The organism is Flavobacterium melibiosi (genome assembly GCF_048158545.1).
GTDB classification, from domain to species: domain Bacteria; phylum Bacteroidota; class Bacteroidia; order Flavobacteriales; family Flavobacteriaceae; genus Flavobacterium; species Flavobacterium melibiosi.
In genome coordinates this window covers 314,673-331,328 of the sequence record NZ_JBLNKU010000004.1, presented here as the reverse complement: position 1 = coordinate 331,328, position 16,656 = coordinate 314,673, and the positions used below count along the sequence as shown (strand labels likewise).

Here is a 16,656-nt window from a genome sequence, read left to right as displayed (position 1 = left end):
TTAAAAACAAAAACTCCAATTTAAATTGGAGTTTTTGTTTTTAATAGGTTTTTGTGATTTTCTATTTGTTGGAGTATAGCCTGGAAACATATTTGCCAATCACATCAAACTCAAGATTGATTTTTGTGCCAATTTTAAAAGAATTAAAATTTGTGTGTTCATGCGTATAAGGAATAATGGCTACGCTAAACTGATTTTTCTTCGAGTTTACTACGGTTAAGCTTACTCCGTTTACAGTAATGGATCCTTTTTCGATAGTGATATTGTTGAGTGTTTCGTCGTATTCAAAAGTATAATACCAGCTTCCATTAGTTTCTTCTGCTACGATACAAGTTCCTATTTGATCAACGTGTCCTTGAACTATATGGCCGTCTAGTCTGTCACCCAGTTTCATTGCTCTTTCAAGATTTACACTATCCCCTTCTTGCCAATACCCTAAATTCGTTTTCTTTATCGTTTCGTCAATAGCAGTTACGGTATATAAAGTGTCATTTAAGGCAACTACCGTTAAGCAGATTCCGTTATGAGCCACGCTTTGGTCTATTTGTAATTCACTGGTGATTGAAGAATTCATTGTAATATGAATGTTGTCTTTCTCTTTTTTTATTTCTTGGATTATGCCAAGGGTTTCTATGATTCCTGTAAACATTTCTATTTTATTTTACTAAATTTGCACTTCAAAATTAGCAATAAATAACGTGAGGTCATGATGAAAAAAGCAGAAAATATAATCGTAGGAATTTCTATAGGAGATTTGAACGGTATTGGAAGCGAAGTGGTACTAAAAACATTCGAGGATTCGCGCATGCTGGAGCTTTGTACGCCTGTTATTTTTGCTAATGTTAAAATAATGTCATTTGTAAAAAAGAGTTTTGAGTCTACTTCAACGCTTCATGGAATTGACAGGTTGGATCAAATTGTTCTGGGAAAGATTAATGTTTTGAATCTTTGGAAAGAAGGTGTTGATTTAAATCCGGGCACAAATGACGAAAAAGTAGGTCAGTATGCCATAAAATCTTTTGTTGCCGCAACCAAAGCTTTAAAAGAAGGATTGATTGATGTGTTAGTAACAGCTCCAATTAATAAGTATAATATTCAATCCGAAACGTTTAAATTTCCGGGTCATACGGATTATTTAAATCAAGAGCTAGAAGGGAATGCGTTAATGTTGATGGTGCAGGATAATTTAAGAGTTGGTTTGTTGACAGATCATATTCCTTTAAATGAAGTTGCATCACATTTGACAGAAGAGTTGATTAAACAAAAAATAGATACTATAAAACAATCACTAATTCAGGATTTTAGTATTAATAAGCCAAAAATTGCTGTTTTAGGATTGAATCCGCATTGTGGGGATGGAGGGGTTATAGGTACAGAAGATGATTTGATAATAAAACCGGCATTGAAAAAGCTATTTGATAAAGGAACGTTGGTTTTTGGTCCTTTTGCTGCGGATGGTTTTTTTGGAAGTAATCAATATGAGAAATATGATGCTATTATTGCAACTTACCATGATCAGGGATTAATTCCTTTCAAAACATTATCTTTTGGAAAAGGAGTGAATTATACTGCAGGTTTAAATAAAATTAGAACCTCGCCAGATCACGGTACCGCTTATGATATTGCCGGAAAAGGGGTGGCGGATTATAACTCATTTAAGGAAGCGGTTTATCTTGCTATAGATATCTTTCATTCGAGAAATCAATACAAGGAAATCAGTCAAAAACCTTTGAAAACAAAAGAAAAACAGTTGTGAACAAAAAAAGGTGAATAACATTATTAGATTTGTAATAATTTTATATCTTTGCACTCCCGAAGTTTAGGGTAAATTGTTGTTGAAATGAACAAGACAAAAGAATATTTAATTCCTTTCGTAGGATTAAAGCTAGGAAAACATCAATTTGAATATCAAATAAGTAATGCGTTCTTTGAAATCTTTGATTATCATGAATTTCAAAATTCAGACATCAAAGTAAATGTAGTTTTAGAGAAAAAAAGCACAATACTGGAATTAAGTTTAAAACATAAGGGAACTGTAAATGTCCCTTGCGATCTTACCAGTGAAGATTTTGATTTGCCTGTTAAAGGTAAAATGAAATTGATTGTTCGATTTGGAGAAATGTATAATAATGACAATGAAGAATTGTTGATTTTGCCACACGGAGAGTTTGAAATAGATATTGCACAATATATTTATGAAATGATAGTGCTGTCCGTACCTCTAAGACGAGTTCATCCAGGAATAAAAGACGGAAGTTTAAATACGGAAGCCTTAACAAAACTGAAAGAACTAACAATTAAAGAACAAAAAAAAGAGCATAAACAAGAACAAAAAGAAGAAAATATTGACCCGCGTTGGGACAAATTAAAGCAACTATTAACGGATAAATAATATAGTAAAATGGCGCATCCTAAGAGAAAAATCTCCAAAACAAGAAGAGATAAAAGAAGAACACATTACAAAGCTACTGTAGCACAAATCGCTACTTGCCCAATCACTGGGGAAGCACATTTATACCACAGAGCCTACTGGCATGAAGGAAAAATGTATTACAGAGGGCAAGTTGTTATAGATAAATCTGTAGCTGTTGCTTAATACATTTTTGTAAATGATATTCGAACTCTCACATCGTGAGAGTTTTTTTGTTGTTTATAATTTTCATTAAATAAGAAGTTCTAAATCAATATGCTTTGGGATTTTTTTTGTAATTTTCAAGTCTTTTAAAAAATTTTCAAATGGTAGCATTTGATAAGAAATAATCGAATACAATGAATACAATTACAGCCGCAATTACCGCAGTTGGAGCCTATGTGCCAGACTTTGTACTTTCAAACAAAGTGCTGGAAACAATGGTTGACACAAATGATGAGTGGATTACCTCTCGTACAGGAATAAAAGAAAGAAGAATCCTTAAAGATGAAGATAAAGGAACTTCCTACTTAGCCATTATGGCAGCAAAGGATTTATTGGCTAAAGCAAATATTGACCCTTTAGAAATAGATTTATTAATAATGGCAACCGCCACACCGGATATGCCCGTAGCAGCAACAGGAGTATATGTGGCCACTGAAATAGGCGCTACAAATGCTTTCGCTTACGATTTACAAGCGGCATGTTCCAGTTTTTTATATGGAATGTCCGCAGCCGCAGCTTACATACAATCTGGACGTTATAAAAAAGTACTTTTGATTGGGGCAGATAAAATGTCTTCTATCGTTGATTATACGGATAGATCAACCTGTATTATTTTTGGAGACGGTGCCGGAGCAGTTTTATTCGAACCTAATTACGAAGGTCTTGGATTGCAAGACGAATATTTGCGCAGTGATGGTGTAGGTCGTGACTTTTTGAAAATTCCGGCTGGTGGTTCTTTAGTTCCTACAACTTTCCAAACTGTACAAGACAATAGACACAATATCATCCAAGATGGTAAAACTGTTTTCAAATATGCAGTTACAAATATGGCTGATGCCAGTGAACTAATTTTGAAAAGAAATAATTTGACCAATGACGACGTAGATTGGTTAGTTCCTCACCAAGCAAACAAACGAATCATTGACGCTACAGCAAGCCGAATGAATTTAGAAGATTCGAAAGTTTTAATGAACATAGAAAAATACGGAAATACCACTTCTGCAACGTTACCTTTGGTACTTAACGATTTTGAATCTTTATTTAAAAAAGGCGATACTATTATTTTTGCAGCTTTCGGAGGAGGATTTACTTGGGGTTCTATTTACTTAAAATGGGCATACGATAAAAAATAAATTTAAACTAAAATAAATAATTATGGATTTAAAAGAAATTCAAAATCTAATCAAGTTTGTAGCAAATTCAGGTGTTGCAGAAGTTAAATTAGAGATGGATGATGTTAAAATCACCATTAGAACAACTTTAGAAGGCAATGTAACAGAGACCACGTATGTTCAACAAATGCCAGCTCAAAGCGCACTTCCACAAGCAGCAGCTCCACAACAAATTGCTCCTGTCCTAGCTGTTGTTGAAGCTCCAGTAGTAGAAAATTCTCATTATATCACTATAAAATCTCCAATTATTGGAACTTTCTATAGAAAGCCATCACCAGATAAACCTATGTTTGTTGAAGTAGGTAAAACAATTTCTAAAGGAGATGTGCTTTGTGTTATTGAAGCAATGAAATTATTTAATGAAATTGAATCTGAAGTTTCTGGTAAAATTGTAAAAATATTGGTTGACGATATGTCTCCAGTAGAATTTGACCAACCATTATTCTTAGTAGATCCATCATAAGAAATTTTGAATGATGAATTTTGAATGAGAAATTGTTTTTCGATCATTCAAATAATTTAAAATTTATAATTTATAATTTATAATTTCAAGAAGATGTTTAAAAAAATATTAATTGCAAATAGGGGAGAAATTGCGCTTCGCGTAATTAGAACATGCAAGGAAATGGGTATAAAAACAGTAGCTGTTTATTCTACTGCTGATGCTGAAAGTCTGCATGTAAAGTTTGCTGATGAAGCGGTTTGTATAGGGCCACCTCCAAGTAACTTATCCTATTTGAAAATGTCAAATATTATTGCCGCTGCCGAAATTACTAACGCAGATGCAATACATCCAGGGTATGGATTCCTTTCTGAAAACTCAAAATTTTCTAAAATTTGTCAAGAACATGGTATCAAATTCATTGGGGCATCTCCTGAAATGATTGATAGAATGGGTGATAAAGCTTCCGCAAAAGCGACTATGATTGAAGCTGGCGTTCCATGTGTTCCCGGTTCAGTAGGAATTTTAGAATCGTATGAACAAGCCCTGCAACTGTCCAGAGATTTTGGTTATCCAGTAATGCTTAAAGCAACTGCTGGTGGTGGTGGAAAAGGAATGCGAGCAGTTTGGAAAGAAGATGAATTACTAAAAGCTTGGGAAGGAGCCCGTCAGGAATCTGCTGCAGCTTTTGGAAATGATGGAATGTATCTGGAAAAATTAATCGAAGAGCCTCGTCATATTGAAATTCAAGTAGTAGGTGATTCTTATGGAAAAGCTTGTCACCTTTCAGAAAGAGATTGTTCAGTTCAAAGACGTCATCAAAAATTGACCGAAGAGACTCCATCTCCATTTATGACGGATGAACTTCGTGCAAAAATGGGTGAAGCAGCTGTAAAAGCAGCAGAATATATTAAATATGAAGGTGCTGGAACTGTAGAATTTTTGGTTGATAAACACCGTAATTTCTACTTTATGGAAATGAATACTCGTATTCAGGTAGAGCATCCTATTACAGAACAAGTTATTGATTATGACTTAATCCGCGAGCAAATTATGGTTGCTGCAGGAATACCTATTTCTGGTAAAAATTATTTACCACAATTGCACGCCATTGAATGTAGAATAAACGCGGAAGATCCTTATAATGATTTCCGTCCATCTCCAGGAAAAATCACAACACTTCATATGCCAGGAGGACACGGTGTTCGTTTAGACACACATGTTTATTCAGGTTATACCATTCCGCCAAATTACGATTCAATGATTGCAAAGTTGATTACAACTGCACAATCACGAGAAGAAGCAATCAGTAAAATGAGAAGAGCATTAGACGAATTTGTGATTGAAGGTATAAAAACTACCATTCCATTTCACAGACAATTAATGGACGATCCAAGATACATTGCAGGAGATTACACAACTGCTTTTATGGATACTTTCAAAATGAATGATCCAGAATAATAAAATATTCAATTCAAAATATAAAACCTCACGAAAGTGAGGTTTTTGTTTTATAAACGTAATTCAATTAAAGAGTTTCTTTCAGCCATTTAAAAAACTCACCTTGCCAAATCTGAGCGTTTTGTGGTTTCAGCACCCAATGGTTTTCTTCTGGAAAATATAAGAACCTACTCTTTATTCCCCGCAACTGTGCCGCTTGAAAAGCTTCTTGGCCCTGTCCTATAGGTACACGAAAATCTTTACCGCCTTGAATAATTAAAATAGGCTTATTCCATTTCTCGACCATTGTTATTGGGTTGAATGTAGTATAGGCTTTTTGTGCTACAGTATTGTCTTTTTCCCAATAAGCGCCACCAAAGTCCCAGTTACAAAAGAAAACTTCCTCGGTAGTTCCGAACATACTTTGGGTATTAAAAACACCGTCATGAGCAATAAATGTTTTAAATCGGTTGTGGTGAATTCCCGCTAAGTAAAATACAGAATAACCACCATAACTGGCACCCACGCATCCCAAACGTGCTCCATCGACATATTCTTCTTTCGTTATGTCGTCAATAGCCGAAAGGTAATCGTTCATTACTTGTCCTCCCCAGTCTTTGCTGATTTGCTCATTCCAATCCACACCACGACCTTGCATACCACGACGGTTTGGCGCCACTACAATATAACCGTTAGCAGCCATTAACTGAAAATTCCAACGAAATGAATAGCCTTGTGTTAATGGAGCCTGTGGTCCTCCTTGACAAAATAAAAGTGTTGGATATTTTTTTGATGCATCAAAATTTGGAGGAAGAATTACCCAAACTAACATTTTTTCACCATCGGTTGTGGTCACATATCTTCTTTCGGTTTTGCTTAACGTCAAAGAATTATAGGTTACTGTATTAACATTAGATAATTGTTTCCAAGTATTTTTCTGTAGATTGTAAGAAAAAATTTCTGCAGCATGATTCATGTCTGTTCTCGTTACTATGATATTTTCACCATAGAACCCAACTAAATCATTGACATCGAACTCGCCATTGGTAATTTGACGGACATTAATTGCAATTTTAGTTAACCCCGGAAAATTAACTTCAAATAACTGTTTTGTTCCATCTATTGGTGCAATAAAAAAGATTCTTTTCTCATCAGTACTCCAAATGAAATGATCCACGGTTCCATCCCACTCAGCAGTTAAGTTTATCTTAATACCTTTGAGACTTACAATCAGGTCTTTTTTATCGGCTTCATAACCGTCTCGTTTCATTTGTAACCAAGTTAAATTTCCTGTAGGAGAGAATTGTGGAGCAGTATCATACCCTAAATTTTCTTCGGTTCTGTTACTTGTTTTTCCAGTTTCCAGATTGTATTCGAAAATGTTAGTATTGGTAGAAGTAGCATATTCCGTTCCAGTTTTTTTCTTGCAAACATATAAAATGTTTTTGCTGTCTGGCGACCAAATATAATCTTCGTCTTCGCCAAAAGGTTTTTGCGGGCTATCGAAATTTTCACCATTTAGGATGTCAATTCCAACAGCACCTTCTTTATTTTCTTTGTAAAAAACATGATTGAATTTACCTTCATTCCAAGTATCCCAATGACGGTAATTCAATCCGTTGTAGATTTGAACTTCCGATTTTCCCAGTTCTGGATAAAAATCTTTTCCAAGAACCTTCTCCACCTTCACCTCTTCATTATACACAATATATTTCCCGTCTGGAGAAATGTTCTTGTCTTTTAATACGGCAGCGGTGTCTTTTATTTCGGTTGGATTTCCCCCATTTATTGGTAAGGTGTAAAATGTTGTATCTAATTTATTTTCTACGACAGAAGGGGTTTCTACTTTATAAACTACATTTTTTTCGTCTTTGGAAATACCTAAAGGAGTTATTCTTCCTAATTTCCAAAGCAATTCGGGTGTCATCACATCTTGTACCATAGCATATAAACGAATTAAAATATATTTTTTTCTGAGCCATAAAAATAGCCAATTTAATTTGATGTTTGTCGTTTTAATAATTGCTTTTTAGCCCCGATAATAGTGGAAATCCTTTTATTTTTTTTCTTTAAAAAAATAAAAGATTACTTCACACTACTTTTATTTTAATTGGAGTTCAGTGAATTTATTTAGAACGGATAGCGGGATTAGCTCCTAAAAATTATTATTTTTATAAAAAATATTTGGACATGGATTTGAGTTATTGGGAATTAAAAAACTGGTTTACTGACGTAGATTATGCGATTGTGGGCAGCGGTATTGTGGGCTTGCATGCTGCATTACGCTTGCGCGAAAGATTCCCTGAAAGTAAAATTCTGGTTTTGGAAAAAGGGATGTTGCCGCAAGGAGCCAGTACAAAAAATGCCGGTTTCGCTTGTTTTGGGAGTCTATCGGAAATTATAGACGATTTAAAATCCCATTCGGAAGAGGAAGTGATTCATCTCGTTCAAAAACGATGGAAAGGCTTGCAGTTGTTGCGTAAAAGATTGGGTGACGAAACAATTGATTTCAAGCCCTACGGTGGTTATGAATTGTTTTTGAATACCGATGAAAACAGTTATGGAGAATGCATTGGAAAATTACCTTTCATCAATGAAATTTTAAGACCCCTTTTTAAAGCGGATGTTTTTGCTAAGGAAGTCGATCGTTTTGGGTTTGGCGGCATTCAGGAATATTTAATTTTTAATCCTTTTGAAGCACAGATTGACACGGGAAATATGATGCAGGCTTTGTTAAAACAAGTAATTTCTGAAAATATTTTAATTCTAAATCAACAAACGGTGACTTCTTATTTAGACAAAGGAAACAATATTGAAGTAGCGCTTGATGACTTTACTTTTACCATCAAAAAATTATTGTTTGCTACGAACGGTTTTGCAAATACACTGACGAATGGTGCAGTAAAGCCTGCCAGAGCACAAGTTTTAATTACGGAACCAATTAAAAATTTAGATATAAAAGGTACTTTTCACCTAGATAGAGGCTATTATTATTTTAGGAATATTGGAGACCGAATATTGTTAGGCGGCGGAAGAAACCTTGATTTTGAGACGGAAACAACAACCGAATTTGGTCAAACAGAAATCGTCCAAAAAAAATTGGAACAATTATTAAAAGAAGTAATTTTGCCGAATCAGGATTTCGAAATTGCACACCGTTGGAGCGGCATCATGGGTATTGGTAACAGTAAGAATCCTATCGTTTCACAACTGTCGGATAATGTTTATTGTGGTGTACGATTGGGAGGAATGGGAGTGGCAATAGGAAGTTTAATTGGAACAGAATTAGCAGATTTAGTATAATGGCAACGAAAATAACACCAAGAAAATCAAGACAACCCGTTAAAAAAGAACCTACCTCTTTTATGAGCAAACTAACTCGTTTTTTATTCAAAGTATTTTTATGGTTCTTCGGACTCTCTTTGTTTTTCGTGGTACTTTTTAAATTTGTTCCTGTTCCGTTTACGCCTTTAATGGTGATTCGGGCGATTGAAAATAAAGTAGCCGGAAAAGAAGTTTTTTTCAGCCACGACTGGGAACCAATTGAAAACATCTCCATGAATCTTCAAAAAGCCGTAATCGCCAGTGAAGATGGAACTTTCCTGAAACACAATGGTTTTGATTTTATCGCAATGCAAAAAGCGTATAAAAGCAATGAAAGAGGCCGAAGAATAAAAGGTGGAAGCACTATATCGCAACAAACGGCCAAGAATGTATTCCTTTGGCAAGGCCGAAGTTATTTGAGAAAAGGACTTGAAGCGTATTTCACCGTTCTTATAGAAATCATTTGGGGTAAAGAACGCATCATGGAAGTGTATTTGAATAGTATTGAAATGGGAAATGGTGTGTATGGAGCACAAGCAGCCACAGAACATTGGTACCGAAAAGATGCTTCCAGTCTCACACCGATGCAGGCAGCAGGAATAGCTGCAATATTACCCAATCCAAGAAAATATTCGGCGACCAGTTCTTCCTCGTATATCAACAGACGAAAAGCTAAAATTGTACGCGTGATGCGACATGTGGGTAGAATCGAATATTAAACCCGTTTTATAGCTATCTTTCTTTTTAGTAAAAATAAAAAACCGTAAACTCTTAATTAAAAGAATTTACGGTTTTGTTTTGTGGAGAATACCGGATTCGAACCGGTCACCCCTTGCCTGCCAGGCAAGTACTCTAGCCAAATGAGCTAATCCCCCAAACTAGATCGCAAATATAACATATAAATTTTCCAAAAAGCAAATTTCAAAAATACAAATTCATTCTATTTTAAAAAAAGTCAAATCCTCCTTTACTTTTTTTTAACTTTACATCAAAATCCCCGCTATGCTATCAGAAAATTCAACAGGTTCGCTCTTCACAACAATCGAAAATAAAATCGCAACCGTTGCATTTGGTCATCCGGCGAGCAATTCTTTCCCAAGAGAATTGTTAGATCGTTTAACGAATGAGTTCAATATTTTGAGCACGAATCCAGCCATTTCGGTGATTGTTATACAAAGTGAAGGTTCGGGAGCTTTTTGTGCAGGCGCTTCGTTCGATGAACTTTTGGCCGTTTCGGATGAAGCAGCAGGAACCCAATTTTTCTCCGGATTTGCGCATTTAATCAATACCATGCGTTCGTGTTCCAAACTTATTGTAGGTCGCGTTCACGGAAAAGCAGTTGGCGGCGGCGTAGGAATTGCTTCTGCCTGTGATTATACATTGGCGACAAAAAACGCATCAATAAAACTATCGGAATTGGCAATAGGCATTGGTCCCTTTGTAATAGAACCTGTCGTTTCTAAGAAAATTGGTAAAACTGCCATGTCCGAAATGACGCTCGCAGCGCAAGAATGGAAAACCGCTGATTGGGCAAAAGAAAAGGGATTGTACGCCAATACTTTTGAAACTATTGAAGACCTTGATACCGCAATAGCTGATTTTAGTACTAAATTGTCCAGTTATAATCCTGAAGCTTTACTGGAAATGAAAAAGGTTTTATGGGAAGGTACGCAACATTGGGATACATTGTTGTTGGAACGCGCCGCTATTTCGGGTAAATTGGTGTTGTCTGATTTTACCAGAAAAGCGTTATCACAATTCAAAAAGTAATTTTTTTTAGGAGTTATTTCCTGCTGTAAACTATATCTTTTTATATTACCAAGAAAAATAACCCTTTGTTCAATTAATAAGACAATATATCCCCAATTCAATATCATTTGATGAAATGACCCAGGGGAGAATTATTGAAATTCAAGAAAAACTTAATAATAAACCAAGAAAAATATTTGGTTTTAAAACTCCAAATCAAGTAAATTTATATGAATTAACAACCAAAGAAGAAGTTGCATTTATAACTTGAATCTTGAGAACAAAACTTAAAGTACAGAAATCATGCAAGCACACGAAATAGACTACCACATATATGGCGAGGAAATGCAATATGTGGAAATAGAATTAGACCCACAGGAAATTGTAATTGCCGAAGCGGGAAGTTTTATGATGATGGACAATAATATCCAAATGGAAACCATTTTTGGAGACGGTTCCGGACAGGAAAACGGATTGTTTGGTAAACTTTTAAGTGCCGGAAAAAGAGTCCTGACCGGCGAAAGTCTTTTTATGACAGCCTTCATCAATCAAAATAATACCAAAAGCAAAGTTTCCTTTGCCTCCCCGTATCCCGGAAAAATAATCCCTATTGACTTAACGCAATTTGGCGGTAAATTCATTTGCCAGAAAGATTCTTTTCTCTGCGCTGCCAAAGGCGTTTCCGTTGGAATCGAATTCTCTAAAAAACTCGGTCGTGGATTGTTTGGTGGCGAAGGTTTCATCATGCAAAAAATCGAAGGTGACGGCCTGGCGTTTGTGCATACCGGTGGAACATTGGCCAAAAAAGAATTAGCAGCAGGCGAAATCCTAAAAGTGGACACTGGTTGTATCGTAGGTTTTACCAAAGATGTCGATTATGATATTGAGTTTATTGGCGGCATCAAGAATTCTATTTTTGGGGGTGAAGGTTTGTTTTACGCGACACTTTGCGGTCCGGGAACGGTTTATGTACAATCCTTGCCTTTCAGCCGACTCGCCGATAGAATCATTGCATCCGCACCAAGAGCTGGCGGAAACAGTCGCGATGAAGGTAGTTTATTGGGCGGATTAGGAAGTTTGCTCGATGGCGACAGACGATTTTAAATTTCAGAAACGGCTTTCAGAAATGGGAGCCTTTTTTTAAACCATATAAGAAATATAAGGACATAGTAGTAATTCTTAAATGAACTTAAATTCCTTAAATGGTAAAAAAACACATTTTGTTTTATTATTCTCTTTAGCTATTTTTTCATTTTTACTTCGTGTTTTTTCGTGTAATTCGCGACAACCCTTTTAAACGGCTAATATAATGGAAAATCATAAAAAAATAAAATGTTACTTTTGTAGACTAAATTTCCATTTTGAAACAAATTCTCTTTAAAAACACCAACATATCCTATTCCGATACCGGGAAAGGAACCGCTATTGTCTTGCTTCATGGTTTCTTGGAAAACAAAGACATGTGGGATTTTTACATTCCGGAGTTTGCTAAAAAAAACCGCGTCATTACGATTGATTTATTGGGACATGGAGAAACGGAATGTTTGAGTTACGTACAAACGATGGAAGATAATGCCAATGCGGTTCACGCTGTTTTATCGGAATTACGCATCCGGAAAGCCATTTTTGTCGGACATTCTATGGGCGGTTACGTGGCTTTGGCTTTCGCCGAATTGTATCCAGACACGATAAAAGGATTGGTTTTATTAAACTCGACTGCAAGAGCCGACAGCGAGGAACGAAAAACAAATCGGGACCGAGCTATTAAAGCTGTAAAACAATCTTTCATGAATTTTGTTTCACTATCCATAGCCAATTTGTTCAGCGAATCCAATAGAGAGAGACTTTCATCAGAAATTGAAAGCGTAAAAAAAGAAGCTTTAAAAACGCCACTTCAAGGAATCGTTGCCTCACTCGAAGGAATGAAAATAAGAAAAGACCGGGAAGTGTTGTTGCATCTGACACCTTATCCAAAACTATTAATTTTAGGCGAAAAAGATCCTGTTCTAAATTACGAAGAAACCAAAGAACAGATAGAAAACACAGCGGTAAAACTGGTGACTTTTCCGGGCGGACACATGAGTCATATAGAAAACCAAGAGGAGCTATTAAGCGTATTGTTAGCTTTTTTCAAAAGCATCTAAATCATTCCTGATTTCAGATATCCTTTTTCCACTAACTCGCTTTTGTCTTGTAAATGGTGCATTTTTCCTTCTTTCATCAATGCCAGTTTTGTGGAGACTTTAATCAATGATCCGTGATAATAATGCCTTTTACACTGGACATTGCAGTGATTAATCCATTAATTTTTTCAATCATTATGGGCGACAAACCATTATAAGGCTCGTCTAATAAAACAAATTTTGAGGCGTTATTCAGGATTAATTTAATTTCTAAATACCGTAATTCTCCGCCGGACAAATGCTTTATTTTTTTGTTAAGCATCGATTGAATCATTTCATCAGCATAAAATTCCTGCAGTTTATCTTTGGTAATAGACAATAGAATTGTCTTTTTTATCGAAAATGAATTTGGAATAAAATTATCTTGAGGCAAATAACTGATTTGATTTAGTAAATCGCTAGTTTTTGATTTCACTACGCCATCAACTCGAACAAATTTAAAATCGGCTGTTACAATTCCGAAAATTATTTTTAACAAAGTCGATTTTCCGGAACCATTTCTTCCTAAAATGCCAATGATATCATCCGTTTCACATTTCAAATACACATCAGAAACTATGATTTTCCCATCATATTGTTTTTGAACACTATCCACTTCTAAAACACTCTTTGTCATACGAATTTCAGTAGTATATTAATGACTAAAATCAGCACCAGCGAAAAAACAAAATTCAGTATAAAACCATACACAAACAAATGCAATTTAGAGATTCCGTTGTTGTAATAAAACAGGTATTCATTTTTAGCATTCACTTCTTTTATCAAAATACTTATAAAGAAACCAAAAATAATAAGTACGTATTTGAAAGTTTCAAATCCACCAAAAAACCATGCCAAAACACTTATTGACATGTTTATCGTCAAAGTGCTTTTGTAAAACGCGAAGATGTTGGCTAATTTTCTAATTGGGAATTTTATTTAAATTACTTTCTCTTCAAAAGGAATATTCTCATCTAAAATTTCGCTCAATAAAAGAACCATTTGCTCTAAATAATTACTCAAAATTTCTTCATTTATAATAGAATTTATCTCTTTGTCTTCTTTAAAATTGAACGGAAGAAAACCTGCTTTTAAATTCTTAAAAGAGATAATCCCAGCTTCAATGGGTTTTCCTTTCGCTTCGTGTTCATACATATAAGCATACGCGAGCACCTGAATGATTTTATCGCTTTTAATATCTTCGGTTAATCCTTTCCAAGATTTCAAAGTGACACTTGCTTTTTCTACTTTTCCGGTTTTGTAATCAATGATTCGAATAATTCCGTTGCGCTCTTCAATTCTGTCTACATTTCCTTTTATCAATATCGGAAAAGGCAAAGTAGGATGATGTAATGGTCGTTCGAAAGTTTGTTCTAACGCCAGAATTTTTATCGCATCGCCGTTCTTAATACTTTCCAGTTCCACTTTCAAGAAATTCGAAACATTACGTTTGGCTACTTCAAACGCCAGTAAATTTCTTCCTTTTTTGATTTCGCCTTCTTTGTAAACCAATTTGAATTGTTTCAAAACCTCAGCGTCAATTTTTTTGAAACAATTTAAAATATCACTTTCCGAAATAAATTTGCCAATGAAAGGTTCATATAAAACTTTCAAAGTTTCATGAATAATTGTTCCCAAAGTATTCAAGGCAATATTTTCCTCGACTTCTTCGACTTCGCTGATACGCAAAATCTTCTGGAAATAAAACTGAATCGGATTTCGGATATAACTCGTCAATGCCGATGGAGAAAATCCTTTTTCAGCAATTTCTTTCAATCGTACCATCACACTTTCCGACTTTGGAATTACCATCGGTTGATACGCTGTTTCAGGCAAAACAGCATTATAAATTTCGTGCGTAAGCGTATGATTTTTTTGCTTTTCGACTTCGAGTTGCGTTATGAATCGGCTTTTTTCACCTGCATCTAAACCTTCACTTTCGGTGTTATACAGCAAGTAAATATTTTTGGCCCGTTGCAATAAATGATAGAAATGATACGTATAAATCGCATCTTTTTCTTTGAATGTAGGTAAACCCAATTCGCGTTTCACATCATACGGAATAAAGGAATTTTGCGATTTTCCCGCAGGAAATTTTCCTTCATTCATCGAAGTGACAATAACGGTGTCAAAATCCAAAACACGGCTTTCTAACACTCCCATAATTTGCAAACCATTCAACGGTTCTCCTTCAAAAGAAACTTCGGCCAAATCAATGACTTGTTTGTAGATGGCATAAAGCGTTTCTATTTTATCGATATGTTCGTGCTTCGAATAGTAATTAATCAGTTTATTGATGACTTTGAAAATGGCAAAAACAAAAGCCTTGGTGATTTTTTCTTCCTCGTTATCGTTGCTTAAATTTTCTTTTATGGTTTGCAATAATTTAGAAATGGTCTCTAATACCGGAATCGAACCATTTTCCCATTTTTGGAATAATAAAACAAACAATTCGCTTGGAATTACATTCAATTCAATCAATTTATGATGCGTAATAAAAGTATAATTATTTTGATTAATCGTATGGACAAGCGCGCTGGTTTTCGCATACGGTTCCACCAAAGGATGCGTCAAAATATCCAATACATCTTTGTAATACAACACATAACTTTTGGCATTTCTGGACAACGCATTCGTGTGCATTTTGAATAATTTCGCAATCAAAATTTGGGCTGGATTGTTCTTACTGGAATACCCCATCGTGATATTCAAAGCACCAACGCTTGACGGCAACGAATATAAAAGCGGCACCAAAAGATTTTCCTCGCCTAAAACCACAGCCACTTTATCAAGCTTCCCTTCAGTCCCGAGGCTTCGGGATTCATTGATGACATTCTCAATAATGCTTCCAGTTATTTTGGCCTGACCAATTGTTTTGGGTGTTCCAATAACCTGGATGTTTTTAGTCTGCGAAAAATCATTTACAATCCATTCAAACGGATGCTGTTTGTAATATTTCCAACTTTCTTTGAAACGTCTCACAAACAGTCCTGCATCGTGATACGGATCATTGAGAAAGGTTTGATCTACGTCCCAATATATTTTTGCCTGATCAGAAGCAATAAGGTGTTGGATTATTTTTTCTTCAGCGGCATTCAACGCATTAAAACCAGCAAACAGGAATTGTTTGTCTTGTACAGAATTCGAAAAATGATTTAGATTGTTAACCGCTTCACGATAAATCAATCCTTGATACCCGATTCCTTTATTCAACAAATGAGTATATAGTGATTGATAATAATTGGGCAGTAATTTCCAAAAATCAATATATTTCTCTAATAAGGCAGTTTTGTTTTCGACTTCAATACCCCATTTTTTAATATCCTCGATATCTTTCAAATACGAAAGAACATGGGATGGTTCTAATAAATAGCGGTCAATTTCATTGAAATCCTGTAATAGTGTTTTGGCCCAATTGGCTAATAATTCAAAGGTCTGTTGGTTTGCTTTATCGGTTATAGACAAATACACTTCGTAGAATTCGAATAATAATTCGATAGGATCTATAGTGCGGATTCCTGCTATGTTTTGAACAAAATCTTCGATACTTATAATTTCAGGAGAAAGTATATTCGTTGAAACTTGATTTTTTAGAGCTTCAATTAAGAATATTTTGGCTCGTTTGTTTGGCAAAACAACAATCGTATTGGAAAGATTGTCAGAGTAATTTTCAATTAAAACTGTGGCTATTTTATCTAAAAAAGAAGTATTTGTCATTTCATAAAAATAAAA

16 protein-coding genes and 1 tRNA gene are annotated in these 16,656 nt (G+C 35.1%); 11 read left to right on the top strand and 6 right to left on the bottom strand.

Going from position 1 to position 16,656, the window contains the following annotated elements; genetic code table 11:
- Positions 1-61: 61 nt before the first annotated feature.
- Entirely contained in the window at positions 62-649 is a 588-nt protein-coding gene (locus ACM55F_RS07190) for a riboflavin synthase (RefSeq protein ID WP_416853123.1), read from the bottom strand.
- A gap of 57 nt (positions 650-706) precedes the next feature.
- Between ACM55F_RS07190 and pdxA the strand changes: the two genes are divergently transcribed.
- The 6 genes from pdxA (at position 707) to accC (ending at position 5,710) form a co-directional block, all read left to right on the top strand.
- Positions 707-1,756 carry a 4-hydroxythreonine-4-phosphate dehydrogenase PdxA gene (pdxA, locus tag ACM55F_RS07185; RefSeq protein ID WP_416853121.1) on the top strand — a complete coding sequence of 350 codons (1,050 nt, stop codon included), beginning with the start codon at positions 707-709 and terminating at the stop codon, positions 1,754-1,756.
- An 84-nt stretch (positions 1,757-1,840) separates the two neighbouring features.
- Positions 1,841-2,392 carry a YceD family protein gene (locus tag ACM55F_RS07180; RefSeq protein ID WP_416853120.1) on the top strand — a complete coding sequence of 184 codons (552 nt, stop codon included), beginning with the start codon at positions 1,841-1,843 and terminating at the stop codon, positions 2,390-2,392.
- 9 nt (positions 2,393-2,401) lie between these two features.
- Positions 2,402-2,596, top strand: a complete 195-nt coding sequence (gene rpmF / locus ACM55F_RS07175) for a 50S ribosomal protein L32 (protein WP_007137315.1) — start codon at positions 2,402-2,404, stop codon at positions 2,594-2,596.
- A 173-nt stretch (positions 2,597-2,769) separates the two neighbouring features.
- Positions 2,770-3,768, top strand: coding sequence for a beta-ketoacyl-ACP synthase III (locus ACM55F_RS07170; protein ID WP_416853119.1), 999 nt, complete (start codon positions 2,770-2,772; stop codon positions 3,766-3,768).
- 22 nt (positions 3,769-3,790) lie between these two features.
- Positions 3,791-4,270, top strand: coding sequence for an acetyl-CoA carboxylase biotin carboxyl carrier protein (accB, locus tag ACM55F_RS07165; RefSeq protein ID WP_416853117.1), 480 nt, complete (start codon positions 3,791-3,793; stop codon positions 4,268-4,270).
- Between the two features lie 93 nt (positions 4,271-4,363).
- On the top strand, positions 4,364-5,710 hold the full coding sequence (gene accC, locus ACM55F_RS07160) for an acetyl-CoA carboxylase biotin carboxylase subunit (RefSeq protein ID WP_035669422.1): 1,347 nt from the start codon (positions 4,364-4,366) through the stop codon (positions 5,708-5,710).
- A gap of 67 nt (positions 5,711-5,777) precedes the next feature.
- Here the strand turns inward: accC and ACM55F_RS07155 are convergent, their stop codons facing one another.
- Positions 5,778-7,631, bottom strand: coding sequence for a S9 family peptidase (locus ACM55F_RS07155; RefSeq protein ID WP_416853116.1), 1,854 nt, complete (start codon positions 7,629-7,631; stop codon positions 5,778-5,780).
- A gap of 248 nt (positions 7,632-7,879) precedes the next feature.
- On the opposite strand from ACM55F_RS07155, the gene ACM55F_RS07150 reads away from it, so the two are divergent.
- Together ACM55F_RS07150 and mtgA are read left to right on the top strand one after the other, a co-directional pair.
- On the top strand, positions 7,880-8,992 hold the full coding sequence (locus ACM55F_RS07150) for an NAD(P)/FAD-dependent oxidoreductase (RefSeq protein WP_416853115.1): 1,113 nt from the start codon (positions 7,880-7,882) through the stop codon (positions 8,990-8,992).
- Positions 8,992-9,732, top strand: coding sequence for a monofunctional biosynthetic peptidoglycan transglycosylase (gene mtgA, locus ACM55F_RS07145; RefSeq protein WP_416853114.1), 741 nt, complete (start codon positions 8,992-8,994; stop codon positions 9,730-9,732). The genes ACM55F_RS07150 and mtgA overlap by 1 nt, the downstream gene beginning before the upstream one ends.
- An 82-nt stretch (positions 9,733-9,814) precedes the next feature.
- Here mtgA and ACM55F_RS07140 read toward each other — a convergent pair.
- Positions 9,815-9,888 (bottom strand) — tRNA-Ala (locus tag ACM55F_RS07140).
- Between the two features lie 127 nt (positions 9,889-10,015).
- On the opposite strand from ACM55F_RS07140, the gene ACM55F_RS07135 reads away from it, so the two are divergent.
- From ACM55F_RS07135 to ACM55F_RS07125, 3 genes are all read left to right on the top strand, one after another.
- Positions 10,016-10,783 carry an enoyl-CoA hydratase/isomerase family protein gene (locus ACM55F_RS07135; RefSeq protein ID WP_416853113.1) on the top strand — a complete coding sequence of 256 codons (768 nt, stop codon included), beginning with the start codon at positions 10,016-10,018 and terminating at the stop codon, positions 10,781-10,783.
- A gap of 282 nt (positions 10,784-11,065) precedes the next feature.
- Positions 11,066-11,866, top strand: a complete 801-nt coding sequence (locus tag ACM55F_RS07130; RefSeq protein WP_416853112.1) for a TIGR00266 family protein — start codon at positions 11,066-11,068, stop codon at positions 11,864-11,866.
- A 257-nt stretch (positions 11,867-12,123) separates the two neighbouring features.
- Positions 12,124-12,906: an alpha/beta fold hydrolase gene (locus ACM55F_RS07125; RefSeq protein WP_416853111.1), complete on the top strand. Its 783-nt coding sequence runs from the start codon at positions 12,124-12,126 to the stop codon at positions 12,904-12,906.
- Positions 12,907-13,009: 103 nt separating this feature from the next.
- Here the strand turns inward: ACM55F_RS07125 and ACM55F_RS07120 are convergent, their stop codons facing one another.
- The 3 genes from ACM55F_RS07120 to ACM55F_RS07110 form a co-directional block, all read right to left on the bottom strand.
- A complete protein-coding gene (locus ACM55F_RS07120; protein WP_416853110.1) occupies positions 13,010-13,561 on the bottom strand; it encodes an ATP-binding cassette domain-containing protein in 552 nt (183 codons plus the stop codon).
- Positions 13,558-13,797 carry a hypothetical protein gene (locus ACM55F_RS07115; protein ID WP_416853109.1) on the bottom strand — a complete coding sequence of 80 codons (240 nt, stop codon included), beginning with the start codon at positions 13,795-13,797 and terminating at the stop codon, positions 13,558-13,560. Before ACM55F_RS07115 ends, ACM55F_RS07120 begins: the two co-directional genes overlap by 4 nt.
- A gap of 66 nt (positions 13,798-13,863) precedes the next feature.
- Entirely contained in the window at positions 13,864-16,641 is a 2,778-nt protein-coding gene (locus ACM55F_RS07110; RefSeq protein ID WP_416853107.1) for a PD-(D/E)XK nuclease family protein, read from the bottom strand.
- Positions 16,642-16,656 lie beyond the last annotated feature (15 nt).

Excerpts from the sequence above, each read along its gene's own strand:
- accC (WP_035669422.1), top strand. The coding sequence starts at position 4,364 with ATGTTTAAAAAAATATTAATTGCAAATAGGGGAGAAATTGCGCTTCGC.
- ACM55F_RS07170 (WP_416853119.1), top strand. The coding sequence starts at position 2,770 with ATGAATACAATTACAGCCGCAATTACCGCAGTTGGAGCCTATGTGCCA.
- pdxA (WP_416853121.1), top strand. The coding sequence starts at position 707 with ATGATGAAAAAAGCAGAAAATATAATCGTAGGAATTTCTATAGGAGAT.
- ACM55F_RS07150 (WP_416853115.1), top strand. The coding sequence starts at position 7,880 with ATGGATTTGAGTTATTGGGAATTAAAAAACTGGTTTACTGACGTAGAT.
- ACM55F_RS07180 (WP_416853120.1), top strand. The coding sequence starts at position 1,841 with ATGAACAAGACAAAAGAATATTTAATTCCTTTCGTAGGATTAAAGCTA.
- ACM55F_RS07155 (WP_416853116.1), bottom strand. The coding sequence starts at position 7,631 with ATGGTACAAGATGTGATGACACCCGAATTGCTTTGGAAATTAGGAAGA.
- mtgA (WP_416853114.1), top strand. The coding sequence starts at position 8,992 with ATGGCAACGAAAATAACACCAAGAAAATCAAGACAACCCGTTAAAAAA.
- accB (WP_416853117.1), top strand. The coding sequence starts at position 3,791 with ATGGATTTAAAAGAAATTCAAAATCTAATCAAGTTTGTAGCAAATTCA.
- ACM55F_RS07190 (WP_416853123.1), bottom strand. The coding sequence starts at position 649 with ATGTTTACAGGAATCATAGAAACCCTTGGCATAATCCAAGAAATAAAA.
- ACM55F_RS07110 (WP_416853107.1), bottom strand. The coding sequence starts at position 16,641 with ATGACAAATACTTCTTTTTTAGATAAAATAGCCACAGTTTTAATTGAA.
- rpmF (WP_007137315.1), top strand. The coding sequence starts at position 2,402 with ATGGCGCATCCTAAGAGAAAAATCTCCAAAACAAGAAGAGATAAAAGA.
- ACM55F_RS07135 (WP_416853113.1), top strand. The coding sequence starts at position 10,016 with ATGCTATCAGAAAATTCAACAGGTTCGCTCTTCACAACAATCGAAAAT.
- ACM55F_RS07130 (WP_416853112.1), top strand. The coding sequence starts at position 11,066 with ATGCAAGCACACGAAATAGACTACCACATATATGGCGAGGAAATGCAA.
- ACM55F_RS07115 (WP_416853109.1), bottom strand. The coding sequence starts at position 13,797 with ATGTCAATAAGTGTTTTGGCATGGTTTTTTGGTGGATTTGAAACTTTC.
- ACM55F_RS07120 (WP_416853110.1), bottom strand. The coding sequence starts at position 13,561 with ATGACAAAGAGTGTTTTAGAAGTGGATAGTGTTCAAAAACAATATGAT.